We start from the raw sequence: 26,445 nt of genomic DNA on the forward strand, positions 1-26,445 counted from the left end.
ACTGTGCCCGGGATGCCGTTCGACACCCCGGGCACAACATCTGCGCCAGCCACCGCGCCGCGCTTGCGGTCCGACGGCGGGCTGGAGGCCGACGGCAGGATTCAGTACGCGCGGATCGGTGAGCTCGACCTGGAGGCCGGTGGACGCTTGCCTGACGTCACGCTCGCCTATGAAACCTGGGGGACACTGAACAGCGATGCCTCCAATGCCGTCCTGATCGCGCACGCGCTCACCGGCAGCACGCACGTTTCGCGCGGGGATTCCGCCGACGCCGGCTGGTGGGAAGGGCTAGTGGGCCCGGGCCGGGCGATCGATACTGACAGGTACTTCGTGGTCTGCGCGAATATGCTCGGTGGCTGTTATGGCAGCACCGGCCCATCCAGCATCGCACCGGACGGGCGGCCCTGGGGGTCTCGATTCCCGTTTGTCACCCTTCGTGATTCCGTCCAGGCGGAGGCGCGGCTCGCGGACCAACTGGGCATCACCGCCTGGTTTGCGGCCGTCGGTGGGTCGATGGGCGGGGCCCGTGCGCTGGAGTGGGCAGTAACGCTGCCCGAACGGGTCCGCCGGTGCGCCGTCGTCGCCGCCTGTGCAGCCAGCACGGCAGAGCAGATTGCGTATGCGCAGGCCCAGGTGCTCGCCATCCGGCTGGACCAGGACTTCGCAGGCGGCGATTATTACGACGGCGCCGCGCCGGTTGCCGGACTCGGCCTGGCACGCCGGATTGCCCACATCACCTACCGGTCCGAGCCGGAAATGTCAGCACGTTTTGGACGCAGGGCGCAACCGGGGGAGGCACCGGTCAGTCAGCGGCGGATCCGCAACATCGCCGGCTCGTCCGCGGGAGAGCGGTACCAGGTGGAAGGCTATCTGGACCATCAGGCGCAAAAACTCGCCGGACGCTTCGATGCCAATAGTTATATTGTGATCACTGAAGCCTTGATGAGCCACGACGTTGGCCGGGACAGGGGTCCGCTGCGCGAAGCATTGGCGGCCGCTGCCGGCGTCGAATTTCTGGTCGCAGCGGTAGCGAGCGACAGGTTGTACTTCCCCGTCCAGTCGGATGAACTGGCCGCGGCGCTGCCCGGAGACGTTGCCGTGCACACCATCGAGTCCGGGATCGGCCACGACGGTTTCCTCACTGAGACCAACGCCGTCGGGGAGCTGCTGCGCGGAACCTTCTTCGCTGACTCATCGTTTGCGGAGCACCTGCCCTTTTGAGGCTCGTAGGGGACATGTGCTGCTCAATCGGGAACGGGTCAGCCGACGCTGGCCGGGTCAGCGGGTCTCAACCGCGCAGAATGTCCGCACGGGCGGACGATTATTCAGCGTCGGAAATGGTACCTCGTCTGCATGGTCATCGGATCGTACCAGGCCTTCTTCGCCCGGCGATTTCAAACCAGAGGGGGTAAGTAACTAGGACGGACTGAAATGTAACGCGGGATTCGGATCAGGCACGGCAGGTTCCTTATCTCTGGGTATCGCTCGTATTATTCCGCGGCCCCGGGAGGCATCCCGGGGCCAAAGATCGGGCCCGCCGTCGGCCGTTTCGCACTGACCCCGTCGCCGGAGGACTGATGGCGTACCCGTCGGAGCACCCAGGGGACAAAGAATTCGCGTGCCCAGACCAGGTCCTCCGACCGGGCCGTGCGCCAGTTCCGCACCGCAAGCGGCTTAGGGAACTGGGCCTGAAGGGTATGCGGTACGTTCAGCGCCTCCAAAGCCATCAACGTGATGGTGTGGTGCCCCAGCGGCGAGAAATGCAGCCTGTCCCCGGCCCACATTTGTGGATCCGTCAGCTGCCGCAGCGACCACATATCCGCGATGATGGCTTCGTGGCGTGCGGCGATGGTGCGCAGGTTTTCGTTGAAGATGGCAACTCTCCCGCGGACCAGGCCCAGCACCGGGGTGTCCCGGATATCGGGCCCGTTGAACAGCAGCACGGTTGCTCCCGCCGCCGTCATCCGTTCCACTGCTCCGTCCAGCGATTCGGCCAGCGCGTCCGGGTCCGAGCCCGGCCGGATCAGGTCATTGCCGCCGGCGGAGATTGAAATCAGCTCAGGCTTGAGCGCCAAGGCCGGTTCCAACTGCTCAGCCAGGATCTGCTGCAGCAATCGACCCCGGATAGCGAGGTTCGCGTAGGCGAAATCCTCATGCCCGCGGCTGAGCTCTTCTGCCAACCGGTCTGCCCAGCCGCGGTGGCCTCCGGGACTGGCTGGTTCGGGATCGCCGATGCCTTCGGTGAAGGAGTCACCCATGGCAACGTATCGGTGCCAGGGGTGCAGCCTGGCGGGCAGCTGCTCGGAGACGATGGGGATGGTCTGCTCAATCATGGGCGCGCTTTCGGCTGGGAATCATTTCTCCATCCTGCCGCTTTCCCCTGGTGTAGCGCGACCCCGGGGTGCTGGGCTGGCTTGACCGGACGGGGTGGCTTCCCAACGTGACGGGGTTCTGATTGACTTCTGCAAATGGAGAATCAGCATGAATAAGGACACCGTACTCGCAGCCTTCAATGAGCAAATACGCCGACGCTCGGAGCGGTCGTGCGCAAGTGAGCGCTCAGTTGTCGGGCACATTGGCGATGATTGGGCCGGCGTCACCTTCAGCGACTTGGCGGAAGCCACTGCCGACGCTGCCATCGCAGCGGAAGTTGATCGCTTTGCAGGAGCAGGCCGGCACTGGGAATGGAAGCACTATTCCTACGATCAGCCGGCGGATCTGCCGCGGCGGCTTCTGGCAGCCGGGCTCACGGCCGAACCCGCGGAGACGTTGCTGGTCGCTGAAATGTCGGATTTGGAGCTTAATCTCCGGTTGCCGGCGGGGGTGGAACTTTTCCCCGTGGTCGATGCCCAAGGCGCTGCGGCCGTCGTCGCCGTCCATGACCAGGTCTTTGGCGGGGACCATAGCGCCATCGGCCGGCTTCTGCTGGCGGGGCTGGCGGACGATTGCGAAACCGTGGCCGGAGTGGTCGCCATGGCGGACGGAATACCGGTCGCCGCGGGGCGGGTGGAATTTCAACCTGGTACCGACTTTGCAAGTATCTGGGGCGGCGGCACCGTGCCCGCGTGGCGCGGCCAGGGAGTGTTCCGGGCATTGGTGGCCTACCGTGCCGCGCTGGCTGCGGACCGTGGATTCCGCTACGTCCAGGTGGACGCGTCGGCGCAGAGTCGGCCGATTCTGCAGCGGTTGGGTTTCGTGGAGCTGGCGACGACAACGCCGTTCATGCACACCGGAGGCACCCTCTGATGGCAGCCCGGGATGGCTGCCCGGATGATGGAGCAGCCATGCGGGCAGCCGACCTTCCGCAGCTCGTCGAGGCGTGGGCAGGGGGCTGGGCCTGCACGCGGAAACTTTCGCTGGAACGAATCGACCGCGTACTGCGCATCACGGTCAACGGCGCCTCGCGCCGTCTGGAGTACGTGTTGGCGGACCCGGACGAGGACGAGTTTGCCGGGCTCGCCAAAGTCGTGGCCCAACAATCCGACGTCTGGTTGACCGTCTTCAGTTCGGACCCGAACCGCTTCAGGCTGCTGGCCCCGGAGCTGGACGTCGCCGTCGACGGAGAAGCGTTCATGGTCCGCAGCATCAAGGACGTACAAAGCGATGACGAGGTGCTGATGGAAGACTGGGTCCGGATTGCTGACGACGGGCGAACGGCCCACGCGCGGCTGCAGCGCGGTGGGGAAATTGCCGCAATTGGAAGTGTTGCGCTCGCCGGAACCAGTAGCCGGGGCGGGGTAGTCGGGCCGTCAGCTGTCTTTGACCGGATTGAGACGATGCCCAGCTTCCGGCGGCAGGGGCTGGGCAGCCGCATTATGGAGGCGTTGACCCAGTGGGCGGTCGGGCGGGGAGCGCACACCGGGCTGCTCGCGGCATCACCGGGAGGTCAACGGTTGTATACCAAACTGGGCTGGGAGACGGTCAGCCGGATGGTCTCCTTCCGGAGCCCGCCGGGCACTGCGAATGCGGGTCCGGATGATGCGGCGGCGAAGACAACGAGGACGGTGCAGGAATGACCATCGACTATTCGCCCGAGGAGCTCGCGTCCCTTCCTGTTGCGGAATTCGGGTTTCCCGGCCCGCTCAGGGACCAACTTGTCACCGCCATCCTGGCCGGCAGCAAGACCAGCACCACCGGCCTGGTCATTGACTACGAGGTCTGCGGCGAGGCGCTTCCCCGCGTCGGGGAGCGGTCAGCGGTGGTCGATTCCCAACTGCGGCGGGTGGCGGTGCTGGAAGTGACCGGCGTCGAGGTATGCGCTTTGGACCGGGTGGATCTCCAGCACGTCGTGGACGAGGGCGAGGGACACACCTCGGTCGCCCAATGGCGGGCGGAGCACGAAGCGTACTGGCACAGCGCTCAGATGCGGGCCGCGCTTAATCGTCCGGATTTCACGGTTGACGACCAGACCCAGGTGGTGCTCGAGCGGTTCCGGCTGGTAGGTATCGTGGACAGATGACAGAAGCAACGAATGTCCACAACTGGGCCCCCATCGTGACGTGGTCCAAAGCCGAATCGGAGCGCAGCGGAACGCCGCTGCTGCTGATGCTGCACGGCTACGGTGCCGACGAGGCCGACCTCTTCAGCCTGGCGCAGACACTGCCGGAGGAATTTACCGTCGCGTCGCTGCGCGGACCGGAGCGGACCGGGCCCGGCTATTCCTGGTTTCCGTTACGCTCTGACGTGTCCTATGCGGTGGAGAACGTGAAGTCGGCGACGGCGGCAGTGACGGCTTGGCTGGACACCGTCCGGGGGCAGCACAGCAGCGTAACATTGCTCGGATTCTCGCAGGGCATGTGCATGGCCACGTCCCTGGCGCGGCACCGGCCGCATGACTACGCCGCCGTCGTCGGACTGTCCGGTTTTGTTGTTGATGCCGGAACCGAGGGGAACGGATTTTTCTACGACGCGGAACTCGCCGCCGACCAACTCCCGGTTTTTTGGGGCCGCGATCAGGCGGATCCGGTGATTCCGGCCGAGGCCGTGGAGTACACCGCAACGTGGCTGCGCACGCATTCGAAGCTGACCAAGATCCTCTACACCGGAATCTGGCACGGCATCAACGCCCAGGAAATGGCGCACGTCAAGGAATTCCTGTCCATGACCGTGCTCAAGGGGTAAGGCTGCTCTCGTCGGGTAAGCCGCGCTCCATGGGTAAGCCGGTTAGGCAAGACCACCGGTCAGGGAGCCGCTATCCGTACCGTTTCGCCATTGACGGTTACGGTGTCCCCGGCATGGAGCTGGCGTCCCCTGCGTTCTTCGATCTCGCCGTTGACCTGCACCAGCCCGTTCCTGATAACTTCGGCAGCCTCTACTCCGTCTTCGACCAGGGACGCCAGTTTCAGCAGCTGCCCCAGCCGGATCATATCGTCGCGGATGGAAATTTCGGTGGAGTCCCGGTTGCTCATACAGCCAATTCTGCCTGATCCGCACCGGAGCGGCGCGTGGTGAGAGGATAACGGGATGAAACGCACACTGTGGGTGGGCAGCTATACAGAACCCGGCAGCGGGACTGGCGTAGGTATCAGTGCCGTAGTGCTCGACGACGCCGGCTTGCCGGTGCGGGTGCGGCAGGTCAGCTCCGGGGTGCGGAACCCGTCGTTCCTGGCCGTTGCCGCGCCAACACCCGGCGATAGTGCCAGCCCCGATAGTGCCAGCCCCGACGATGTCATCTACGCGGTGGAGGAGCAGCAGGCCGGCACCGTGGTGTCCCTGAACCGGGCAGACCTTTCACTGCGCTCGCGGACCTCCAGCGGCGGGAGTGATCCCTGTGATCTGACCGTCCGGGGCGGTCATTTGTTGGTGGCCAACTATTCCTCCGGAATGGTCGCCGTCATCCCGGTCCGTGACGGCGCCTTGTCGCCGCTGACCTCGCTGGCGGAAAACACGGGAAGCGGGCCCGACTCAGACCGGCAGCGGAGCCCGCACGCCCACCAGGTCACCCTGACCCAGCGGGAAACGGTGCTGGTCTGTGACCTGGGGACGGACCGGGTGGACGAATATTCTTTGGCTCCCACCGGGACGCTGACCCTGTTATGCAGTGCGCAGCTCCCTGCCGGGGCCGGGCCGAGGCATTTGGTGCATCGGGTGTCGGAGGCCGGCGAGGACCTACTGGTGGCAGGCGAGCTTGACGCCCGCCTGCATCGCTTTCGCCGAAGCGCCGACGGATGGATCTGGGCCTCGGACGTGGCTCTTGCCGCCCGGGGCACCGAAACCCAGGCTGCGCCGTCGGCCCTGCACCTGAGCGATGACGGCGGCAACCTGTACGTGGCGGTGCGCGGACCGGACGTCATCGTGGTCCTCGAGGTGCCGGCCATCAGCACGGACGCAGATCCCCGCGTACTGGCCCGAGTGCCAAGCGGCGGGCAATGGCCGCGGCATATTGTGCTGGACGGACCACGGCTCTACGTCGCGAACGAGCGCTCGCACCGGATCAGCGTGCTGTCCATCGGCACGGACGGTATACCTAATCCGGAACCCGTCCGGCAGTTTGCCGTCAATAGCCCCACGTGTCTGGTCCTGACCTGAACCGAACACGGAAGCGGCTGCGGGACTTTGTTGACGCCCGGGCATTGCGCTGCCCACCGGTACGCTAGGCTTTAAAGTTCTCCGGCGCATCGTCCGCCGCATCCCGGTACCGAGGGATTCACCATTGGTACCGGCCATACTCCAACCGCAGGGCACACACCCTCCGGCTTAGGCGGACCGCACCCAGCGGCCCCGCACCGCTCCTGGAAAGGGACACCGCCACCATGGCAAATAAATCCTCACTTGACCCGATAATTTCCCTGGCCAAGCGCCGCGGATTCGTTTTTCAGGCCGGTGAGATTTACGGTGGTTCGCGCTCCGCCTGGGACTACGGTCCCTTGGGCGTGGAGCTGAAGGAGAACATCAAGCGCCAGTGGTGGCAGACCTTTGTCCGGGGACGTGCGGACATGGTCGGTCTGGATTCTGCCATCATTCTCCCCACGCAGGTCTGGGAAGCCTCCGGACACGTGGCGACGTTTACGGATCCGTTGGTGGAGTCCCTGCATACGCATAAGCGCTACCGGGCAGATCACCTGATCGAGGCGTACACCGCCAAGCATGGCCACCCGCCGGAGAACGGGCTGGCGGGTGTGAAGGATCCGGACACCGGTCAGGACGGCAAATGGACCGAGCCGCAGATGTTCTCCGGTCTAATGAAGACCTTCCTGGGCCCGGTGGATAACGAAGCCGGCATGCACTACATGCGCCCCGAAACCGCCCAGGGTATTTTCGTGAACTTCAATAACGTGCTCACCACCTCACGCAAGAAGCCGCCGTTCGGCATCGGCCAGATTGGCAAAGCCTTCCGCAACGAGATCACACCCGGCAACTTCATCTTCCGCACCAGGGAATTTGAGCAGATGGAAATTGAGTTTTTCACCCCACCTGCGGACGCGGACGAATGGTTCAAGCACTGGGTGGACGCTTGCTGGGAGTGGTTCGTGGATCTGGGTATCAAGCCGGAAAACCTGCGCAAATTCGACGTCCCGGAAGAAGACCGCGCGCATTACTCCGCCGGCACCATCGACGTGGAGTACCGCTTCGGCTTCCAAGGCTCCGAATGGGGGGAGCTAATGGGCATTGCCAACCGCACCGACTTTGACCTCAACAACCACTCCAATGCCTCCGGCACTGAGCTGAGCTACTTCAACCAGGCCAGCGGCGAGCGCTTCACCCCTTACGTGATCGAACCTTCCTTCGGGCTGACCCGTTCCATGATGGCATTTTTGGTGGACGCCTATACCGAGGATGAGGCCCCGAACGCCAAAGGCGGCGTGGACAAACGCACCGTGTTGCGGCTGGACCCGCGGATCGCCCCGGTCAAGGCAGCTGTTCTGCCGCTGAGCCGCAACGAAGACCTGTCGCCCAAGGCCCGCGACCTGGCCACCGCTTTGCGCAAGCACTGGAACATTGATTTTGACGATGCCGGCGCGATTGGCCGCCGGTACCGCCGGCAGGATGAAATCGGCACCCCGTTCTGCATCACCGTGGACTTCGACACGCTCGAGGACCAGGCCGTCACCATCCGCGAGCGGGACACGATGAGCCAGGAGCGCGTCCCGCTGGACAAGGTGGAGGCCTACTTGGCCGCCCGCCTTCTTGGCGCATAGGAACCCGATGAGCGAATTGACCTACCGCCCTTGGCGTGAGGGGGATGACCTGGCGCTCAATGAGCTCTGGGGCGATCCGGAAACCTACCAGAGCGGCCAGTTCCGTGCAGCGTTCGCGCCAAATTCGTCGGGAAGGCGCGACGGCGGCCCTAACGACGGCGGCCCTGACGACGGCGGCACTACCGTCCCGGACGGCAGCTGGCGGCGCTGCATCGTGGCCGAGGATCAGGGCATTCCCGTCGCGGCCGCAGTAGTTTACGAGACACGGCTGCATCCGCAGCGCCTTTGGGCGTATCTGGAAGTCGCCAGGGACCATCGTCGTGCCGGAGTCGGAGCAACATTGCTGACCATGCTGCGGCGCGAAGCCGAGCGCGCACCGTCCGGCGTGCGGGCGCTGCGGACCAAGGTTGAACCGGAAACGCCCGGGGCTGCCTTTGCGCAGGAAGCAGGTCTGCGGCAGCTCCAGCGCAGCCGAATTGTCCGCGTGCAGCCCGGCGCACTGCGCCTTCCGGTCTTCGGGGACGGCAGCGAGGCGGCGGCAACCGCTCAGGTCCAGGATCTGGCCACGGGTTCGGTGGAGTTGACGGACGTGGTCGGCCGTTACTACACGGACGTCCATCAATGGGACCCCACCGGTGCTCTCCCGCCGGGGACGGTTCAGCGCCTGTTCCTCGATGACCTGTCCGGTGCGCACGGGGCAGTCGTGTTGCGCGAGCGGCCGGAAAGCGCGTTTGGCGGGACTGTGGCACCGAGCAGGAAGGGCCGCATCCAGGCCTTCGCCGTCAGCTACAGCCAAGGTGCCACGGATGAGCCCACGGATGTTTTCCTCGGACACGAACCGGCGCTGCCCCCCGGACAGGCTGTTGCCGCGGTCCGGGACCTGCTGGCCCTGATTGCCCACCAGTACCCGGTGGTGCTGGAACTGGACGATTCCATGGTGGCCCTGTCCGCCGTCGTCGAACCGATACTTGCTGCCTCAGCGGCGCTGGTTCTCGGCGCGGAAACCCTCGTCGTCGGCGACTAACGGCTCCGTCGAGTGGATACAGAAGTACCCACTCGACGGAGCCGTTCCGGCTACGGAATCACAGGGGGCACGGAGCTGAACGTCATCCCCAGCAGCCATACCAAGAGCAGCACCACCGGCAGATGGAAGATGAACTGCAGAAAAGTGAAGCCGACCAGATCGCCCGCCCGGAGCTTGAGCACGGCCAGCAGCGGGAGCATGAAGAACGGATTTACCAGGTTCGGCAGCGCCTCGGTGATGTTATAGATCTGCACCGTCCAGCCAAGGTTCATCTGAACGTCGGTGGCGGATTGCATTACGTATGGTGCTTCTACCAGCCATTGCCGCCGCCGGACGGAACCAGGATCCCCAATAGAGCGGTGTAGAGAGCAATAATGACGGCGAAACCCCCGCCGGCACCGATGCTGGTGAAGAAATGCGCCAGATGCTCGGAGCTGGATAATCCGCCGGCTCCCTGGGCCTTGGTCAGGATGGCAGCCATGGCGGCGTACAGCGGGAACTGGACCAGGATGCCAGCGGTCGCGGGAACGGCCTTGTTCACGGCCTGCAGGAACTTCCGCGGTGTGCCGTGCAGTACCAAACCCAAGACCAAAAACACCAGCAGATAGCCGTTGAGACTGCTGACCACGCTCAGCACCGGCAGCGTCAGCAGCTGTGAGACCAGCCAGCCGAGCGTCATTACGCCAGCGAGCAGTGGAAGGATTCTGCTGTATTCGAGCCACTCGCCCGGACGGTTGCGGGGTGCCGATTTTTGCGGTTCGTCGTCCAGGTCCGTCCCCAGATCCTCTGCAGTGCGGACAGCATGGCCGGTAGGGGCGGAGAAGTGGGCGATGACGGTGGTGAGCAGGATGAGAATACCGAGAGTAAGCAATGACTGCCAGCTGAAGATGGTCGTACCGAAATCGAGCACACCGGTGATTTTCAGCAGCGCTGGGGGAAGGGATCCCTTAGTGACCTGCAGCTGGGCCGCCGACGAAGACAAGCCCAGAGCCCAGACGGCACCTAACCCCATGAATGCGGCGGCACCCAATGCTCGTTAATCCACCTGCAGGTCTTTGCGTCGGGCCACTGCGCGGGCCAGCAGGCCCGCAGAAATCAGGCTCAAACCCCAGTTCAGGAAGGAAACGCCCATCGCAAGCAAGGCCACGAACGTCACCGCCTTGCGCGAACTTGTCGGTACGTTGGCTAGCCGCTCAATCAGCTGGGTCACCGGGGGAGACGTGGCCAGCACGTACCCGGTGAGCACCACCATTGCCATCTGCAATGTGAAAGCGGTGAGATCCCAGAAGCCATTTCCGAAGGAATCCACGATCGCCTTGGGTGAGGCGCCGATGGCCAGAGCAGCTACCGCAATGATGACCACGCCCGCCAGGACAAAAATATAGGCGTCCGGAAATTATTTCTCGGTCCAACCTGCCAGGCGCTGCGCGAGCCGGGCCAGCCCTCGTTCCTGCAATTGCCTATCCGCGGGCGCAGCGACGCTCATGGGGGTGTCCTGTCCGTCGAGTAATTTTGCTGACAGTGGAGCATAATGTTGAGCCGAACGGCGTCGGAAACACGGAGCCTGGGCCCGATCCCGCCGATGCAACGGTCCGGCGGGAAAGCCCGGCAGCGGGCTGCGGCAATTGTGCTGGCAATTGTGCCGGGTTGTGCCGGGTTGTGCTGCGCTGTGCTGTGTCCCGTTCGCCTTTGCACAATCAGTGGATTTCGCGCTCAGCAGGGACGCTGGAGATCCCTGTACTAATTGACAAAGATCCGTCCACGGGCTGACCTGATCGGCGCCCAATTGGCCTGGCAGGATCTTCGCGGGGCCAACCTGCGGGATGCTTATCTGATTGCCGCCGATCCGCCGCACACCGATCAACATTTATCACCAACCGGCACCCAATTCCTGGCACTACAACCGCGCGCGGGCAGGATTTGCGTACCTTTGAGAGAATCGATATGTGACTGTCACCGATTTCCCCGCTAGTGCCACCAGGCTTGAGTTGCCCCCGCTGAAGCTCGGACCGATTACCGTGCCAACACCGGTGGTGCTTGCGCCGATGGCCGGCATCACCAACACGGCCTTCCGCCGGCTCTGCCGCGAATACGGCGGCGGTCTTTACGTCTCCGAAATGGTCACCTCCCGCGCGCTGGTGGAGCGAACGCCGGAATCGCTGCGGATCATTGCGCACGACGACGACGAAAAGGTCAGGTCGGTGCAGCTCTACGGCGTGGACCCGGCCACCGTCGGCAAGGCCGTCCGGATGCTGGTGGAGGAGGACCGTGCGGACCATATCGATTTGAACTTCGGCTGCCCGGTGGCAAAGGTCACGCGCAAGGGCGGTGGGGCGGCGCTTCCGTGGAAGACGGACTTGTTCACCGGCATCGTCCAGACAGCCGTCCGTGAGGCAGCTAAGGGGAACATCCCGCTGACGATTAAAATGCGCAAGGGCATCGATGATGATCACCTGACGTATCTTGAGGCCGGCCGGATCGCACGCGACAGTGGCGTCGCCGCCGTCGCCCTGCACGGTCGCACGGCGTCGCAGTTCTATTCCGGCAAAGCAGATTGGTCCGCCATAGCGCGGCTGCGTGAGGCGCTGCCGGACGTTCCTGTTCTGGGCAACGGCGACATCTGGAGCGCCGAAGACGCCGTCCGGATGGTCCGCGAGACCGGCGTCGACGGCGTCGTGATCGGGCGCGGCTGTCAGGGACGGCCGTGGCTGTTCGGCGATTTGATGGCCGCATTTGAGGGCAGCGAGCGGCGGTTCAAGCCTGGACTAGCGGAAGTTTCGGACAGTGTTTACCGGCACGCGCAGCTGTTGATCGACACCTTCGGGGATGAGGACAAGGCCCTGCGGGATATCCGTAAGCACATGGCCTGGTACTTCAAGGGCTATGTGGTCGGCGGGGACCTGAGGGCCAAGCTTTCCACCGTTCCCACCCTGGACGTGCTGCGTTCGCTGCTGGATCAGTTGGATCGGGACGCGCCGTACCCGGGTTCCGATGCTGAGGGTCCGCGCGGACGGGCGGGCACTCCGAAACGGACGGCACTGCCGGAGGGCTGGCTCAATGACCGGGGACTGAGCCCGGTGCAACAGGCCGGCATTGGCGCCGCTGAACTGGACGTGTCCGGTGGTTGAGCCCGGCTTACCGACCGGGCAGGCCGCCGCTCCGGGAGCCTACACCGAGCAGGATGCGCAGCGCTGGGTGCAGGAGGCACCCAAGAGCAACTATCGGACGCCATTTGAACGGGACCGGGCCCGCGTACTGCACTCTTCGGCCTTGCGCCGGCTGGGTGCAAAAACCCAGGTTGTGGCCCCGGATACGGATGATTTTGTCCGCACCCGGCTCACCCACAGCCTCGAAGTGGCACAGGTTGGCCGGGACCTGGGGCGGGCGCTCGGCTGCGATCCGGACGTGGTGGACACGGCATGCCTGTCCCATGATCTGGGCCACCCGCCCTTTGGCCACAACGGCGAATCCGCGCTGAACGACATAGCGCACGCCATCGGCGGTTTTGAGGGCAACGCACAGACGCTGCGGCTGCTGACCAGGCTGGAACCGAAGGTCATTGACGCCAACGGTGGCCCAGCCGGGCTCAACCTGAGCCGGGCCAGCCTCGACGCCGCGTGTAAATACCCCTGGGCCGCGCCGGACGCTCCCATCATCCACGGTCAGCGGACCAGCAAATTTGGTGCCTACCAGGACGACCTGCCCGTTTTCAGCTGGCTTCGCCAAGGCGCACCGGAAGCACATTCCTGCATCGAAGCACAGCTAATGGACCTGGCGGATGACATCTCCTACTCGGTCCACGACGTCGAAGACGCGATAGTCGCCGGGCATTTCCAGCTGAAATGGCTGGACAACTCCGATCAGCGCAGCCGGGTACTGGGCTATACGCAGCAGTGGTACCTTCCGCACAGTGACCCGACGGAGATCGATCAGGCGCTGCGCCGACTGGAGGAAACCCCGGTCTGGGTCCGCCATGCAGACGGCAGCAGAGCCTCAATGGCTGCCCTGAAAAATATGACCAGTCAACTGATCGGCCGTTTTTGCCAGAGTGCACTGGAAGCCACCCGTGGGCTCTACGGTCCGCAGCCGCTGACCCGTTACGCCGCAGACGTGATAGTCCCGCGGGAAACTGTCACCGAAATTGCCGTCATGAAGGGTCTGGCCACCACCTTCGTCATGACCACCGACCACCGCCAGCCCATCTACCAGCGTCAGCAGGACGTGCTCCAGGAGCTGGTTGCCGTGCTCAGCGCCTCAGATGCGCAGCATTTGGAGACAATGTTCGCCGCGGACTGGGCGCAGGCGGCCGACGACGGCGCAAGGCTTCGCGTCGTCGTCGACCAGGTGGCGTCGCTGACGGACGTTTCGGCTTTGGCCCTGCATGAGCGCCTCGTGGGTAACCGCCGGACGCTGCTGTAAACGGCTGCCGCCAGTGATGTCTTTGGGGTCGCGTAAACTTGCTCCATGGCCGGGCTGATCAAACGCGAAGACATTGACGAGGTCCGGTCGCGCACGGATATCAAAGAGGTTGTGGACGGATACGTCACGCTCAAGACGGCCGGAATCGGTTCGTTCAAGGGACTTTGCCCCTTTCATGACGAGCGCAGCCCGTCCTTCCACGTCCGCCCGCAGATGGGCTATTTCCACTGCTTTGGCTGCCAGGAAAGCGGCGACGTGATCGCCTTCGTGCAGAAAATGGACCACAGCAGCTTCAGTGAAACCGTGGAAAAGCTGGCGGCCCGAATCGGCTTCGAACTCCATTACGAAGACGGCGGCACCGGCCCGCGGCGTGAGGAAGTTGGGCGGCGCCAGCGGCTGCTCGACGCGCATAAGATAGCCGGCGAGTTCTTCCGCGAACAGCTGCTGACCTCGGCAGCGGCGACCGGCCGCAGATTCCTGGCCGAACGCGGGTTTGAACGCTCCGCCGCGGACCATTTCGGTGTCGGGTTCGCGCCGCAAGGCTGGGATTCGCTGCTTAAACACCTCCGTGGTCGCGCTTTCACCGAAGAGGAACTCAGGCTCACCGGAATGTTCTCCGGCGGGGTGGCCGGTGGAACTGGGGCGGGCCGATCCGGCGGTGCGGGCCGGTCAGGTGGTGCGGCGCAGGAGCGGATCTATGATCGCTTCCGCGGCCGGCTTATCTGGCCGATCAGGGATATCTCCGGGGATACCATCGGCTTCGGCGCGCGCAAACTCTTCGATGAGGACCAGGGACCGAAGTACCTGAACACCCCCGAAACGGCGCTCTACAAGAAGTCGCAGGTGCTGTACGGCATCGACCTTGCCAAACGGAACATCGCCAAAAAACGCCAGCTCGTGGTCGTCGAGGGTTACACGGACGTGATGGCCTGCCATCTGGCCGGCGTGGACACTGCAGTCGCCACCTGCGGAACGGCCTTCGGTGCAGACCACATCAAGGTGGCCCGGCGGCTGCTGTCCGACGACGGGAGCGGGGGTGAAGTTGTCTTCACGTTCGACGGCGACGCGGCAGGCCAGAAGGCTGCGTTGAAGGCCTTCGACGAGGACCAGCGCTTCGTCGCCCAGACTTACGTCGCCGTCGAACCTTCCGGCGCGGACCCCTGCGAACTGAGGCAGCGCAAGGGCGACGACGCCGTCCACTCGCTGATCCGCTCCCGGCGCCCGCTCTTCGAATTCGCGATCCGTTCCGAGCTGGCGAAATTCGACCTCAGCACAGTCGAAGGCCGGGTACAGGGCCTGCGCGCGTGCGCCCCGGTGGTCGCCGCCATCCGGGACGGATCCACCCGGACGGGGTACAGCCAACAACTCGCCGGCTGGCTTGGGATCGCCGATCCAAATGAGGTGTTACGGGCTGTCAACACCGCGCTCAAGCGCGGGCCCGTCCCCGCCCGGTCCGGCCGTCCCGGATCACCCGCTTCGGGAACTTTCGATTCGGGGTCGTCGGATTCCAGAGGCGGCCACACCGGCACCCAACGGCACGGCTCCCAGTGGCCTGGTACACAACGGTCCGGCACCCAGGACGCCGTCGGCCAGCCGTCCGCGCCACGGTATGAGCGTCCCGATCCGAAGGATCCCGCCGTCCGAATGGAGCGTGAGGCGCTGGAAGTCGCTTTGCAGCAGCCGGGGCTGCTCAGCACCGACGATTGGGCACAATTCTCCGAGGCCGAATTCGCCGTCCCCGCTTATCGGGCCGTCCACCAGGCTATTCGTGCGGTGGGGGATGCGGGAACGGCCCCGGCACAGTGGCTGGAGCAAGTCCGGCAGGAGCTTCCAGAGCCCCTGCGTCCCGTTGTCGCCGAACTGGCCGTAACACCACTGCCGGCCACCAACGCCGATACCCTGCGCAACTATTGCCTGGACATCATGCGCAGACTCTTTGAAATGCAGATCACGCGGCTCAAGGCCGAGAAAATGGGCGCTCTGCAGCGCATGGACCCCGCCGCAGATCCCGCCGCTTCACAGCAGTTGCAAAGGGAATTAATGGAGCTGGAGATCCGCCGCCGCAGCCTGCGCGGAGACCGCTGAGTGCGGGCAACGGACGGCTCCAGTTCGGCGATTTCGCGCCAGTGAAAACCTTTGTTATTGTTGATTCTGCGCGATCCCCTGTAGCTCAATTGGCAGAGCATTCGACTGTTAATCGAAGGGTTGCTGGTTCAAGTCCAGCCGGGGGAGCGATAATTTGCCTCTGGCCTGCGGAAATGTGGGTCAGAGGCATTTTCTTTTCGGCGATAAATGGTCTGCACCCACCGGAAACCCACCGGTTTCGCGCCACTAAGACTTAGTTTGACGGTCAGTGGATGACTCGGTTCAGCAGCTCCGCCACCTCAGCGTGGGTGGTCCTGCGCCCCATGTATTTGTCCTGGGTCATCGAAATGTTCGCGTGCCCGAGCTGGTCGGCACCGACCCGGGCCGAGAGACCCTGCGAGTCGATCAGGGTGGCGAGGGTTTTGCGGAACGTATGTGAGGTGGCCCAGGGAAATCCAAGGCAAGCGCGGACCTTCTGCCATTTGTTCGATACGCCGTTGGGGTCGCGCAGCGTTTTGGCCTCGGAGGGGAAGACGACGGCGTGTATGTTCGGAACAGAATCCACTTCTCTGCGGACCAGCATATCCACGGCAAAATCAGGCAGGGGAAGTATTCGTTCGCCAGCCCTGGATTTTGTGTAGTCTTCCCGGACCAAGCCCAGTCCCTTAGCGCGGATTACTTTGCCATTGATCGAAACCGTCTTGTTGTCCAGGTCTACATCGGACCAACGGAGGCCCAGCGCCTCGCTGATCCGAACCCCGGTAGCCGCGAGAAGGGTGACGACGTCGGCCAGATCGGCACGTTCACAGTATTGACCGACTTGCAGCGTTGGATGAAGTTTGTTCTTGGGATCGAGGATCACCGATGAGGAATGAACTGCGTCAAGGATGCCCCGAAGTTCATCAGCGGTGAGGGCGCGCGCTGCCTTGGTTTCCACTCGGATTGTGCCCACGCCGGAAACCGGATTATGGGGGAGCGCATCGTACTGGACTGCCAGCCGGAACATACCGGAGAGAACGGCCCGGCAGGTTCGTGCTACGTTCGGGCCATGACGATGCTCAATGGCTCGTAAGAACCTGTCCAGCCGCTGAGTCGTCGCTTCCCGTAACCGTACTTGGCCGAGTCCCTTCACGATGTGCACGGCCACGTAGCGGTATAGGTCCAGCGTCCTGGCTGCCCGGCCGTCCTTGACCAGAACCTCTAGATACGTTGACCACAACACGTCCACTGTGCTTTCCGCGGTCAGGTCGTCAATCGTCGGGGTACTCCGCTCCAGCAGGTAGGAGATCAGGAGGTCCTTGGCCTTGTTCGCCGTTGGCCCGACCCGTTCTACCTTGCGGGTAACGCCATCATGATCGCGGAACCAGCACATGGCCCTCCAGCGGTTAAATTTTCTCAGCGCGCCAGGCGTCAACTTCTGCCGTTCGGACTTTGGGAGAGCCCGATTCACCGACCGTGCTGTGCCTGCCGGTGTGGAACGCTGGACGCTGACGATAGGGTGCGCTTCAATGTGGCCCCACGAGCCGATGGGTAAAGGAGGTCTGCTCATGTTGACTCCGTCAATATCAGGGCGTGCCTGAGGTCGAAGCAGGTCGTGGTTGGCTTAGGTCCATCTATCGTTCCAGACGCAATGAGAGCCATGCCTCATAGTCACTCCGGCTGATCCTCAGATGCCTGCCTATGCGATAGGCTCGGGGGCCGAGGTTTTTAACGCGCCATTGATAAAATGTTTGCTCTGGGATATGCAATTGGGCACAGATGTCTTTTGGCGAAAGCCAATCAGCGATGGGCAACTCCGAGGTAGAGATGGCGGTTGTGCCGATGGCCTTCGACGTCGCAACGTTGCTGGGTGCTGTTTTAGGATTCTGGGTTGGTGTTGTCCGCGTTGCGCCGTGATCGCTGGTAACTGCGGCATCTTGTCGAATCTCGCGAAGGTGCGTGATCTCTTCAAGGTGCTCGTCCGTGAAGACGATTTCCCCTTTGCCCCAAGTCAGATGTGGGAATTCGCCGACTGTAGCGCGCGTAAGCAGCCATGCTTCTGAGCAGTGGAGCAATTCTGCGGCTTGTTGTGGTTCGTAGAATTCGCGCTGCATTGTCTTACTTTCCTTCCCCTGATTTGCCACCACGGAAGTCGGACGCCAGACGGTTGCCTTCGGCGTGGCTGGCCGCCCACTCGTTGAACTCGTCGCGGTCGATCCGTAGGAGCTTCCCGAATCGGTAGGCGGGTGGGCCAATGTGTTTGGCCCGCCATTGGTAGAAGGTTTGACGGCTCTTCAGAATCCAGAGTGTAGTTTTGGTCTGGGCGGTGTCATACCCTCGAAGCAACAAGTTGGTTGGCTAGAGGAGGTGCGGGTGGGGCGCGGACCGTTGTCGTTTTCAGATCGGGCGGAGATCGCCGTCGGCATCTTGGCTGGCAAGACGGATCGGCAGATCGGTGCTGATCTTGGCCGGGACCACACGATCATGTGGCGGTAGCGTAGACGGAACTCGACGAAGACCCGCGGGTATCGTCCGGTGAGTGCGGGCTGCTCCGCCGAGGCAGGCGCAAACGTCCGCAGGCGAGGAAAATCGCTACAGATGTGGTCCTTGCTACGCGGGTGAAGTCAGATCTGGCCAGGTTCAGGACACCGCCGCAGATCGCCGGTCGTTTGCATTTGGAGGTGACGGACGCCAGCGTTGAGACTATGACGAAATCACGTGACGCCGAGGGCCGGACCGTGACCCACTGAAATACGTCGCCAATCAGCGGTAGGCCGAACAGCCTCGAACACGCACACGAAATTTTTTGGAGTCAGGAAAGGCATATGGTGCCAAGACCTCTTTGCGGAGAGCTTGACTAAAGGCTGGGGCTCAAGGTGGCCGCTAGATTTACTGACAGCTACCTCGGTGCTGCTGAACGCACCTTTAGGGCCAATGTCGTTCGGCAAAGGACCGGGGTTGGGAGTCAAGATCTTCGTGAGCGTCGCGGGACAGGTGCGGAGGCCGACATTGCGTTCCTTCGCCCGGAACTTGGAGATCGTGCGTTCGACCGCCCTGGGCCGGGAACATGTCCCGCGCCAGTCACGGCTGCGTCTGGGAACCCTCGGGGCGACCGGACTCGGTGATGGTCGCCTTGTGTGGCGGATAGACGCGCGCGTGACGATGAAGGGCGCACACTGCCGATATGGTGCAGGCCCACGGTGCAGATCAGCGTCCGTCCGAGCAGCAAGCCGTGAGGACCCGGAAAGGTGGCCCCGCCGAGCGAGTCAATGGTATGACGACTCCTACGCCGGGCGCTTTGGCTAGTGAGGTCGCCCATGTTCTGACGTCTGCGCCGGCGGGGCCACTACCTGGGAACACCACCGCGGGTGGCGCCCGGTCGGCGTTGGTGCACCGGGGTCCTGGGGTCGACGCCTCGCTGCGCAGTTGGCAAGCGCTCGGCGCCACTGTTGGCCAGCACGTGCTCCTGCGCACCGGAGCGGGCTCAGACGTCATGCGTCACGAGCTCTCGCACGTCCTGCAGAACCGCGGTCAGGACGTGGACCTCTCGCAAGGTGTGACGATGGGTGCGCCGGGAGCAGCGGCGGAGACTTCCCCCACGATGCTGGTCAATCCCGGACCTCAGGTCATCCGTCGCCGCATCGACAATTTCGAGGATCCCGACGACAAGGCTCGGCGCCTCGCCGCGGCGGCCGAGGCACGTCGCGCCCGGGAGGCGAAGACCGAGGCCTGGCGCGCCCAGGTAGTCGGCCAGGCGGGGGGCGACCTCCGCGACGTAGCTGGAGATCTTAAGCTCGACATCGAGCGCAGCGGACTAGCGGTCCTCGGTGCCCGGTCGCGCGCGCTGGAGAAGATTTCGGCCGAGCTGCCGACCGGTTTCGCTGCCGATTGGGTGGCTGCCTCGATGGCGGCAGAGATCCTCCGCAACGCCATGTTGCAGCCGGACATGGAGCTCGCTGCCGACGTCCAGGATCTTGCACGGGACCGCCTCGTAGCTTTCTACTGGGGCCTGGTTTCCTGGCAGATCGCCCGCTACTACCGGGCCGTGACGGCCGCCCAGAACGCGATGCTGGTCTGGCGCATGAGCCAAATGCCCGTGGCGGGCACGCGGTTTGCGGACCGCCGGACTCCGCCAGATGCGAGTCCGCCGCCCCGCCCCACGTCGGAAGTCTCCTCGCGGAAGGCTGTTGTGCAGCGTGCTTCGAAACGCCAGGAGTGGTTGGTCGTTCTTGACGGGTTCGAGAGGTCCGCGACGCTCATGGACGACTGGACCGGGGAGCTTTTGGGACGGAAGGCTCCCGAGGTGATGGCCCTGCAACAGGCCGTGGGACTTTACGGGCGCCAAAAGGAGCTGTCGACGCGACGCCCGGACGCGATCAAGATTCCGGCAGTCTTCTACCCCAAGGAGGAGGAGACCGAGGAGCAAGGGAAGAAGCGCGCGGTGGCCTACCCGTGGTTCTTCTATCTCTTCCGATCTGCGGACACCATAGACTGGGTCCTAGAGGACCTCACCGCGGACAAGCGGGTCAACGTCCACGACCAGACGATGACGGAGGGGCTCGAGCGCTACATCCGCTCCGTCAACCATTTCGAAGAGAAGGTTGACCCCCCACCTGAGCTGTGGCAGGAGCTGAACTCTAAGCTGCGCTTCCCCAAGGGTGAGCTGCACCTGACGCAACCGAGCAAGACGGTCTACATCTTGGAGACCACCGAGCCCACGTCCCTGTCCGAGTACCTTGGGTACGCCGCCCTGGCCGTAGGGCTGATCGCGCTCACCCTAGGGACAGCAGGCATGGGCACGGCTGCCGCCGTCGCAGTATTCGGTTCTTCGGCTCTCGGTGTGGCTGGCACGGTGGCGGGCCTCAGCGAGAAGGAGCAGCACGGCATGGCCACGAGCGGGGACCGCGCCAAGGCGGCGCTGTTCATCGCCGCCGACATCGCCAGCGCACTCACGCTGGGGCTCGGCAAAGTGGCCCAAGGTGCCGCGCGTGCCGGCAGCCTGGCCTCGACGACTGCCCGGCTGGTCGGCCGCGTCTTCGTTCCCGTCGCCGGTGCCACGTTGGCTCTGGACGCGGCACGGCTGTATGTGATGACCGACCAGTTCGTCGACCAGTTCAACGCCGTGGCGAACCAGCCCGGCCTGACCCCGGACCAGCGTTCCATCGCGAGGACAAAGATCGTGCTCATGGGCCTCGCCACGGGCGTGCTGTCGCTGTGGTCCATGCGCACCACGGTCAAGGATATCCGGAGCCTCCGAACCGTCACGGCCGATGAACTCATCCCCGGCACGGGGGCAGCCGCTGGCACCACCTCGAAGGTCCCCTTCGCTGTGGAGGCACCAGCCACCGCCGGTGATGTCCGCTTGGGCAAAGCCCGGCTCGAGACGGAAGCCGTACTGGATCCCACCCTTTCCCCGGGCACCATCGAAGTGCGCCTCACTCGCAACAAGCTCGGGCTCGTCTCGGAGATCGGTGTTGCGCACGGGCCGATGAAGAAGGGGATGTCACCGGACCTTTGGGCCCGGGACTTGGCCCACCATCACGAGGTGGCGAAGCTCGCCCAGGGATTTAGCGGACTACTGGGCGAAATCAGGGAGCTGTTGGCCCGTGTGGGGTCCACGCTGACGGGCCGCCGTCGAGGGCCACTGGAGCTCGAGCTGGACTTGGCCAAGCTGGAAGGTCGTATCCAGGATCGACTGAACCGGCTCGCGAGCAGGGGCCTTGCAGCCCAGGAGCGCAAGTTGTATGAGAAGGAGGTCGAGTCCTTCTCGAATCAGATCGAAGGGCACCGTCAGGCCATCCTCAGGGGAGACCCGCGCACGGGACGGATCGCCCAGAAGGGAACGCCGGACGGGCATCCTACGGCACCCGTGGGCTACACCTACAAGTACAGTACGGTCCGGCAGCGCTGGGACGTCGTTCCTGACGTCGCGGGCGGGCTACGGCTGCGCGTAGAGGTTGACCCCGGCACCGGTCTGCCCACCGGTCGGTTCAGCAACGGGCAGCACGTTGACGATCTGCATATTGTGGGTCTGAGCGTGAAGGATCCGGTGGCGCTGGCGAAGTTGAAGGAACTGGGATATTTCCACGACCCAGGAACTTCAACCATCAGACCGGCCGCCGGCCTTGACCCGACCCAGGTAGCGGCGATGACGCCCCTGCGAGTCGTGGACGGCAAAATATCGTTCACCCCCGAGGTGCAGCTTGGCCGGGCCACTCTCGGCGACGCGTCGTTCTACCACCAGTTCTACGGTAGGAAGTTGAACACGGAGGAGATGGTGGCCCTGCACCCAGCGGCGGTAAACGAGACTGAATGGGTGCGAGCTACGCCGGCCATCGCGCGCGGTGGCTACGAGACCCAACTGCACCGGGCCTCGCAGTACGGCGTGGACGACTACGTCAGATACCACATCCTCGGTCCGGGTACCGGTCTGGAACGGTTCCGCATCTTCCTGGCACCGGAGGTCGCCAACCAGTTCGCCAACCACCAGATCGAGGGCTTCATCCGGAGCTTCGTCAAGGGAGCGAAGCCCGGACAGAAGATCTTCTTCAACGTGAAGTACGCGACCTTCAGCGGTTCGGAGCTGCGGCCATTCATCGACGGCATGCTGACGAGCGGCAACCAGCAGATCCTGCGATTGCTGGCCCGTTCGGGGGGTCGATTCGAGAGATTTCTCAAGTCGGCGCAGTACGAGATCAAGATCGTCGACGCGGCGGGCAAGGAGACGTTCTACACAGCGTCGATCACTGTCAACCTGCCGTCGTCCGGCGGGTTCAAGGGCCAGGCTCCCGTTCCCATTCCCTGATTCGAGTTGCTCGCAGGAGAAAGTCAGGCGACTAAGCGATTCCCGACGAGGGCGACAGGCACGACCCACCACCGCACAAGGCCATGGAGGCGCCACAGGTTCCCCGGCACCCGGTGATTCGCCTAGTTCCTGGAATGGGCGGGCGCAGAGCTGAGGTAGAAGAGACCCTCTACGGGGTGTCCCTATGTATCAACGTCAAGCTGTTTGGGTGCTTTTTCGGAAGCTGGGGTCTCCCGGTTTTTGGGCAGGGAGTAGCCGGTCAGCGGCGTGTGGCGGCTCACTGTCGAGTTGCTGTTTTAGGCGGCTTTGATCGTGGGTGTCTCGTAGAGGACGCCGTCGCGTAGCATCGCGAAGAGGACGTCGCAGCGGCGCCGGGCGAGGGCGATCAGGGCCTGGTTGTGTCGTTTGCCTTGGGCTCGTTTGCGGTCGTAGTACGCCCGTGAGACGGGGTCTTTCAACGATGCGAACGCGGAGAGGAAGAACGCCCGTTTGAGGATCTTGTTGCCCTTTTTTGAGGAGTGGTCGCCGCGGATTGAGGTTCCGGAGCGCCACGTGACCGGCGCGAGTCCGGCGTAGGATCCCAGGTGCCCGGCGGTCTTGAATTCTTTACCGACAACTTCGGTAATGATCCGTGCTGCCGTCCTGATGCCGACCGCTGGTAGGGACGTCAGGAGTTCGTGAAGAGGGTGGGCCTCCACGATGGTCTCAACTCGGGTCAGGACCTCGGCACGGGAGGTGCGTAGTTGCGTCAGCTGTGCTGCGAGTTGGGGCAGCACGACGCTGGCGGCGCCGGTGCCGGCCACGACTACGCTCTGCTCACCCAGAGCGGTGAAGATCTCTTCGGCCCACCGCTTCCCGGCGCGGGGCGCGGACTTGGCCATGAACGCGCCGACCCGGTTCTGGCCGGCCCGGCGCAGATCCTCGGGGGCCGGGTATTTGCGCAGCAGTTCAGCCATCACGGGGTGATCCAGGTGCGGGCCGATGGCCCGCTCCAGGGCCGGGTGGATCTGCGTGAGGAGCCCGCGGATCCGGTTCGAAGCGGCGGTGGCCTGCTTGGCCAGGTCGTCGTCGAAACCGCACAGCATCGACAGTTCCGCTGCCTGCTCATCGGCGACGACAATCGAGCGCAGCGTGTGCGGCATGCTCCTGGCGGCTTCAGCGATTATGTAAGCGTCTCGGGCGTCAGTTTTGGCCTCGCCAGGGTGCAAGTCAGCGATAGAGCTTCAGAAAAATTGGCAGTACAACCCACCGGAAACCCACCGGAAACGACAAAAAACATTGAAGACCAACGACGGGTTGGAAGCCCTAGTGGCCCGGTTTTTCGCGGGTTTTTGGCGTTATTGGCACTCACAGAAAAGATGTGATAAGCGCTGTCTACTAATCGAAGGGTTGCTGGTTCAAGTCCAGCCGGGGGAGCGATAATTTGCCTCTGGCCTGCGGAAACGTGGGTCAGAGGCATTTTCTTTTCTGTGTTGTCTTAATTGCACCCGACGAAAACCCAACGTTTCACGGTCCAAGAGACGATCTATGGCGCTCACGCCGGCTGGTCCCCGTTAAGAAAGCGTAAAAAACCCGGTGCTGGCCGCTGATTATCCGTTAAAACCACTGACTGCGCAGGGTCGGTCAGCCGTCTAATGGATTCAGCCGGATAATCAGCTTCCTTCCCGGTCACCGGTTCTGGATTTGAACCGTCATGTGCCGGAGGCGGCCGTCACGAAGGACACCTATTTCATCATCGTCGAAGACGGCGGCACGTTTACTTACTACCCCTGACCGGCCGCGGTGCCAACCAATACGCGCTCATTCGTGACAAGAACCGCATTCCCAGTGAGGTGCAGTGAACTCGTCATCGGCAAGATCAGAGCCACCGAGGAGGACGCGATCAGAACCGCATACAACGTGGCTTGCCCGGTACCGAAAACGGCGGACCCTGCCGACGCCGCCCCTACGGCCACGGTACCGACGAGGACAGCGCCTGGGATGTCATGCTTCAGTGCTGTGTCGACTACCGGATTACGTAGTGTTCTGCAGGATCCGCAAGTTCGAATCCCGACGCTCCGATTTCAACGCCGGCCAACAACTCACCAACGACGACGGGAATATTCCACGAGCGCCGGCCAGCAACTATCGGCCCCAGCAGGCCGGCGAGGATGACGAAGACGGGGTAATCTGTCCCACAGGTCAGGGCGCCAATAGCAGCGAGCCGACGACGAGAACCATGCATACCCGCTCGGCGAGCCGTCCCACAGTTCTGCCCCGACTGCGTGTCCTGCCCGCGCTTCTATGCATATTTGGACTCGTATAGTACGTTTGTACGATGGTTGGGTTAATACTTGTACTTCTTGTCGTTTGGCTTGTCCTTGCGGTCCTTGGTTTTGTGATCAAGGGACTGGTTTGGTTGGCCGTCATTGGCATCATCTTGTTCGTGGTCACCGGAGTCATCGGTTGGGTCCGGCGCAGTGCACTGAACAAGTAGTTCCGGATGGGTCGGCCGATTTGCAGCGGCCGACCTTTTTAGTAGCCTCGCCCCATAGCACCCTCGCCTGTAGCTCCGTAGCGACGTTTCCGGCCGTTCGCTCCGCTTGCGGCCTCAGGGACAACAATTCGCCCTTGCCGTCCAAGAAGCCGCGAAAGTGCTGGGTCAAGCGGTTCGTCGTCGTTTGGCGTTCAATCCGGAACTGCTACGAGGACCCTAGACAAAGCTCATCTCAACCTGCAGGAACCGTTCGGCCTCGGCAACCGCAGCTGCAAACGCCTCATCCTCGGTAGGTGACTGGCGTGGCAGGCGGGGGTGCCATTCGTGCGCGGATGAACGTATACGTTCAAAGCCGGTTTTCGGCGGGGCGTAAAAGATCCCGAAACGTTGTACCGGCCATTCCGGGGATGTCTCCGGAACTACCAGCATTGCCGCACCTAGAGCCGGGTTGAACCACTGAGCTATTGGCCGGCGTCGATCCTCGGCAAATAAGCCCCCGGCGTAAAGGGCTGCCGATTCGTGGCCGGACCGAGCGCACAAACGATCCCACCACAAGGTCAAGAGTCCGTCGTCCCGCCTTTGCCATGTGGCTGGAATTGGCTCGGGATACTGCCTTTTAGGCATGCATCAATTTTATCCCGGCGAGCGTCCTGGGAACAGGGGCGGTTATTTACCGCCGGGATTGACTCGGTACATGGCAGCACCGAGGACTGCGGCACCAATTACCGCAGGCCATAGCCTGTTACCGAAGTAGCCGCCCAGTATCAAACCAAGAATAGCGCCGAGCAGGATGCCCGCGAAAAGGCCGCGGCCGTTGCGGTGCGGACGGGAACTAGTCATGGGAAAACCCTACCAACTGGGCGCGAGATAGGTTCGTTGGGAAACAGCGACGGCTGACGACACGACGACGGCACCAGAGGGGGAGCCGACGTCGGACTGGGCAGCGCACGGTGGTGCCAGCAGCAGACGGGCCACGACGGCAACGGAACTCGGCCGCCGCTGGTCGCGCGGACTGCAGACCAGACACAGAACAAAGCTTAAACCGAAAGTATATTCGATAGAACTATGGTCTGATACTACGGATTAGGATAAACTTAAGGTATGGGAACCGGTCAGGGTTTTGAGGCGCTTCTTGAGGAATTCCTCAAGGCTCCCGACCATGCCCGGCCGGTGGGGCGTGGGCGGAATGCGGGACGTGCCCGGCCGGTGGGGGGCGGCCCGGCTCCCGGTGGCCGTCCGGCTGCGGGTGACGTGGCGGCTCCCGGTGGGGGGCCGGCTGCGGATGACGCGGGGGAGCCCGGTGGCGGGCGCAGGGTTGCGCTGGTCAGGCGGCGTGGGCAGCTGCAAAAACGCAGGTCCGGGCACGGTCGTGGTGGTGCGGTGGTGCTGGATCTGGTGTGGGGTCCGGTGAAGGACGTGGTGGAGAGGGGCCTGTGGCATGGCCAGGCCCGGTCCCGGACGTTGTTGGCTGCGGTGGTGTGTGAGGAGGCCCCGGCGGTCCTGGACCCGGTCGCGGTGG

23 protein-coding genes, 1 tRNA gene and 2 pseudogenes are annotated in these 26,445 nt (G+C 63.5%); 16 read left to right on the forward strand and 10 right to left on the reverse strand.

Features of this window, described 5'->3' with window-relative positions; translation table 11 throughout:
• Window positions 1-12: 12 nt before the first annotated feature.
• Complete coding sequence (metX, locus tag IV500_RS03155) at window positions 13-1,221, forward strand: homoserine O-acetyltransferase MetX (RefSeq protein ID WP_196395406.1); 1,209 nt, start codon at window positions 13-15, stop codon at window positions 1,219-1,221.
• Window positions 1,222-1,490: 269 nt separating this feature from the next.
• On the opposite strand, the gene IV500_RS03160 is transcribed toward metX, so the two are convergent.
• Window positions 1,491-2,333, reverse strand: a complete 843-nt coding sequence (locus tag IV500_RS03160) for an SGNH/GDSL hydrolase family protein (RefSeq protein ID WP_196395361.1) — start codon at window positions 2,331-2,333, stop codon at window positions 1,491-1,493.
• Window positions 2,334-2,481: 148 nt separating this feature from the next.
• On the opposite strand from IV500_RS03160, the gene IV500_RS03165 reads away from it, so the two are divergent.
• The 4 genes from IV500_RS03165 to IV500_RS03180 are packed head-to-tail and all read left to right on the forward strand — an operon-like array spanning window position 2,482 to window position 5,121.
• On the forward strand, window positions 2,482-3,246 hold the full coding sequence (locus IV500_RS03165; RefSeq protein WP_196395362.1) for a GNAT family N-acetyltransferase: 765 nt from the start codon (window positions 2,482-2,484) through the stop codon (window positions 3,244-3,246).
• Complete coding sequence (locus IV500_RS03170) at window positions 3,246-4,016, forward strand: GNAT family N-acetyltransferase (protein ID WP_196395363.1); 771 nt, start codon at window positions 3,246-3,248, stop codon at window positions 4,014-4,016. Before IV500_RS03165 ends, IV500_RS03170 begins: the two co-directional genes overlap by 1 nt.
• On the forward strand, window positions 4,013-4,459 hold the full coding sequence (locus IV500_RS03175; RefSeq protein ID WP_196395364.1) for an ASCH domain-containing protein: 447 nt from the start codon (window positions 4,013-4,015) through the stop codon (window positions 4,457-4,459). Before IV500_RS03170 ends, IV500_RS03175 begins: the two co-directional genes overlap by 4 nt.
• Window positions 4,456-5,121, forward strand: a complete 666-nt coding sequence (locus IV500_RS03180; protein ID WP_196395365.1) for an alpha/beta hydrolase — start codon at window positions 4,456-4,458, stop codon at window positions 5,119-5,121. Before IV500_RS03175 ends, IV500_RS03180 begins: the two co-directional genes overlap by 4 nt.
• Window positions 5,122-5,180: 59 nt before the next feature.
• On the opposite strand, the gene IV500_RS03185 is transcribed toward IV500_RS03180, so the two are convergent.
• A complete protein-coding gene (locus tag IV500_RS03185) occupies window positions 5,181-5,408 on the reverse strand; it encodes an RNA-binding S4 domain-containing protein (protein ID WP_196395366.1) in 228 nt (75 codons plus the stop codon).
• A gap of 55 nt (window positions 5,409-5,463) precedes the next feature.
• On the opposite strand from IV500_RS03185, the gene IV500_RS03190 reads away from it, so the two are divergent.
• The 3 genes from IV500_RS03190 to IV500_RS03200 all read left to right on the forward strand — a co-directional run bounded on the left by IV500_RS03190 (window position 5,464) and on the right by IV500_RS03200 (window position 9,162).
• Window positions 5,464-6,528 carry a lactonase family protein gene (locus IV500_RS03190; RefSeq protein WP_196395367.1) on the forward strand — a complete coding sequence of 355 codons (1,065 nt, stop codon included), beginning with the start codon at window positions 5,464-5,466 and terminating at the stop codon, window positions 6,526-6,528.
• Window positions 6,529-6,752: 224 nt separating this feature from the next.
• Complete coding sequence (locus tag IV500_RS03195; RefSeq protein WP_196395368.1) at window positions 6,753-8,138, forward strand: glycine--tRNA ligase; 1,386 nt, start codon at window positions 6,753-6,755, stop codon at window positions 8,136-8,138.
• A 7-nt stretch (window positions 8,139-8,145) separates the two neighbouring features.
• Entirely contained in the window at window positions 8,146-9,162 is a 1,017-nt protein-coding gene (locus IV500_RS03200; protein WP_196395369.1) for a GNAT family N-acetyltransferase, read from the forward strand.
• A 50-nt stretch (window positions 9,163-9,212) separates the two neighbouring features.
• Here the strand turns inward: IV500_RS03200 and IV500_RS03205 are convergent.
• Window positions 9,213-10,525, reverse strand: a pseudogene (locus tag IV500_RS03205) (TIGR00366 family protein).
• 381 nt (window positions 10,526-10,906) lie between these two features.
• On the opposite strand from IV500_RS03205, the gene IV500_RS22240 reads away from it, so the two are divergent.
• The 5 genes from IV500_RS22240 to IV500_RS03230 all read left to right on the forward strand — a co-directional run bounded on the left by IV500_RS22240 (window position 10,907) and on the right by IV500_RS03230 (window position 15,813).
• Window positions 10,907-11,134: a pentapeptide repeat-containing protein gene (locus IV500_RS22240; RefSeq protein WP_376770179.1), complete on the forward strand. Its 228-nt coding sequence runs from the start codon at window positions 10,907-10,909 to the stop codon at window positions 11,132-11,134.
• Window positions 11,109-12,290 (forward strand): tRNA dihydrouridine synthase DusB, encoded by a 1,182-nt coding sequence (gene dusB, locus IV500_RS03215; RefSeq protein ID WP_196395370.1) that lies wholly within the window; start codon window positions 11,109-11,111, stop codon window positions 12,288-12,290. Before IV500_RS22240 ends, dusB begins: the two co-directional genes overlap by 26 nt.
• On the forward strand, window positions 12,283-13,581 hold the full coding sequence (locus IV500_RS03220; protein WP_196395371.1) for a deoxyguanosinetriphosphate triphosphohydrolase: 1,299 nt from the start codon (window positions 12,283-12,285) through the stop codon (window positions 13,579-13,581). The genes dusB and IV500_RS03220 overlap by 8 nt, the downstream gene beginning before the upstream one ends.
• A 45-nt stretch (window positions 13,582-13,626) precedes the next feature.
• Window positions 13,627-15,666 (forward strand): DNA primase, encoded by a 2,040-nt coding sequence (locus IV500_RS03225; protein WP_196395372.1) that lies wholly within the window; start codon window positions 13,627-13,629, stop codon window positions 15,664-15,666.
• A 74-nt stretch (window positions 15,667-15,740) separates the two neighbouring features.
• Window positions 15,741-15,813, forward strand: a tRNA-Asn gene (locus tag IV500_RS03230).
• A gap of 118 nt (window positions 15,814-15,931) precedes the next feature.
• Here the strand turns inward: IV500_RS03230 and IV500_RS03235 are convergent.
• The 3 genes from IV500_RS03235 to IV500_RS22245 form a co-directional block, all read right to left on the reverse strand.
• Window positions 15,932-17,215: a site-specific integrase gene (locus IV500_RS03235; protein ID WP_196395373.1), complete on the reverse strand. Its 1,284-nt coding sequence runs from the start codon at window positions 17,213-17,215 to the stop codon at window positions 15,932-15,934.
• 64 nt (window positions 17,216-17,279) lie between these two features.
• Complete coding sequence (locus tag IV500_RS03240; protein ID WP_196395374.1) at window positions 17,280-17,759, reverse strand: helix-turn-helix transcriptional regulator; 480 nt, start codon at window positions 17,757-17,759, stop codon at window positions 17,280-17,282.
• 4 nt (window positions 17,760-17,763) lie between these two features.
• Window positions 17,764-17,994, reverse strand: a complete 231-nt coding sequence (locus IV500_RS22245; protein ID WP_196395375.1) for a helix-turn-helix transcriptional regulator — start codon at window positions 17,992-17,994, stop codon at window positions 17,764-17,766.
• 925 nt (window positions 17,995-18,919) lie between these two features.
• Here IV500_RS22245 and IV500_RS03250 point away from each other — a divergent pair.
• A complete protein-coding gene (locus IV500_RS03250) occupies window positions 18,920-22,450 on the forward strand; it encodes an eCIS core domain-containing protein (protein ID WP_196395376.1) in 3,531 nt (1,176 codons plus the stop codon).
• Between the two features lie 296 nt (window positions 22,451-22,746).
• Here IV500_RS03250 and IV500_RS03255 read toward each other — a convergent pair.
• Both IV500_RS03255 and IV500_RS03260 read right to left on the reverse strand, forming a co-directional pair.
• Window positions 22,747-23,667 (reverse strand): annotated as a pseudogene (locus IV500_RS03255) (IS110 family RNA-guided transposase); the annotation flags it as partial.
• Window positions 23,668-24,455: 788 nt separating this feature from the next.
• Window positions 24,456-24,674, reverse strand: a complete 219-nt coding sequence (locus tag IV500_RS03260) for a hypothetical protein (RefSeq protein WP_196395377.1) — start codon at window positions 24,672-24,674, stop codon at window positions 24,456-24,458.
• Between the two features lie 93 nt (window positions 24,675-24,767).
• On the opposite strand from IV500_RS03260, the gene IV500_RS03265 reads away from it, so the two are divergent.
• Window positions 24,768-24,926 carry a hypothetical protein gene (locus IV500_RS03265; RefSeq protein WP_196395378.1) on the forward strand — a complete coding sequence of 53 codons (159 nt, stop codon included), beginning with the start codon at window positions 24,768-24,770 and terminating at the stop codon, window positions 24,924-24,926.
• Window positions 24,927-25,142: 216 nt separating this feature from the next.
• Here IV500_RS03265 and IV500_RS22080 read toward each other — a convergent pair whose 3' ends face one another.
• Both IV500_RS22080 and IV500_RS03270 read right to left on the reverse strand, forming a co-directional pair.
• Window positions 25,143-25,550, reverse strand: a complete 408-nt coding sequence (locus IV500_RS22080; protein ID WP_312875810.1) for a hypothetical protein — start codon at window positions 25,548-25,550, stop codon at window positions 25,143-25,145.
• 42 nt (window positions 25,551-25,592) lie between these two features.
• The gene (locus IV500_RS03270) at window positions 25,593-25,766 is read right to left on the reverse strand and encodes a hypothetical protein (protein WP_196395379.1); all 174 of its coding nucleotides are present in this window, start codon (window positions 25,764-25,766) and stop codon (window positions 25,593-25,595) included.
• Between the two features lie 261 nt (window positions 25,767-26,027).
• Here IV500_RS03270 and IV500_RS03275 point away from each other — a divergent pair.
• Window positions 26,028-26,445, forward strand: a 418-nt coding sequence (locus tag IV500_RS03275) for a hypothetical protein (RefSeq protein WP_376770180.1), incomplete at its 3' end; no start/stop codon positions are given.

This window comes from Arthrobacter terrae, assembly GCF_015708085.1.
Taxonomy (GTDB): domain Bacteria; phylum Actinomycetota; class Actinomycetes; order Actinomycetales; family Micrococcaceae; genus Arthrobacter_M; species Arthrobacter_M terrae.